1 protein-coding gene is annotated in these 749 nt (G+C 46.9%); it reads right to left on the bottom strand.

The genetic code is table 11. The annotated features are described in order from the left end of the window. Window positions 1-107 precede the first annotated feature (107 nt). Window positions 108-749 (bottom strand): MATE family efflux transporter (locus tag R7044_RS25190; RefSeq protein ID WP_263857041.1); only part of this gene is annotated, 642 nt, incomplete at its 5' end.

Here is a 749-nt window from a genome sequence, read left to right as displayed (position 1 = left end):
ACAAACTGGCGTAGTATTCCCTGCTGACCAGTAAACTTGTGCATGGTATAGCCAAAAGTTGATAGTAAGAAGCCCTCAGTTGAGGGCTTCTTTGTTAATACTAAAACTTAGGCTGTAGCTTGCTTTATCGCAAGTTTGTGTATGGTTTTACGGTAAGTAAGGTAAGCAGAAATACCCGCCATAATATTACCCACACACGCACCAAACAGTAGACCTCTGATACCGCCCAGTTGCGCACCCAGCCATAGGCAAGGTAGGAAGAAAACAAACAAGCGTAATGCCGAAATGGTTAATGCTGTGTACGATTTCCCTAGCGCATTGCAAATCGACACCATCAGCATACAAACGCCAAGAGAGCCCAAACTTATCGGCACAATCATTAGATGCATGTGGAGCACTTGTTCTACTTGGGTATCACTTGTCATTAACAACGCGAGCGGGTTTGCAAGCAAGAAGGTAATCGCCGCAATCAAAAGCTGGAAGCCAAGAATGAACTTAACCGCTATTCCAACCAGAGATTGAATGTCTCGATAGTTCTTTGCGCCTAACAAGCGCCCCACCATTGGAGGCATCGACATGGTCAGTGCCAATACAGACACAATGGCAAAAAACTCGTAACGTGAGCCTAGCGCCCAAGCAGCGACTGCGGCAGTTCCAAAGCTTGCAAGCAACTTGGTCGCTAACATTGAAGAGAGCGGCGGTAGCAATTGACTGACCATGGCTGGCCCCATGATGTTACCTATCGAAGT

The sequence above is a fragment of the Vibrio sp. 1402 genome, assembly GCF_033340275.1.
This window is presented reverse-complemented; position numbering and strand designations above follow the sequence as displayed.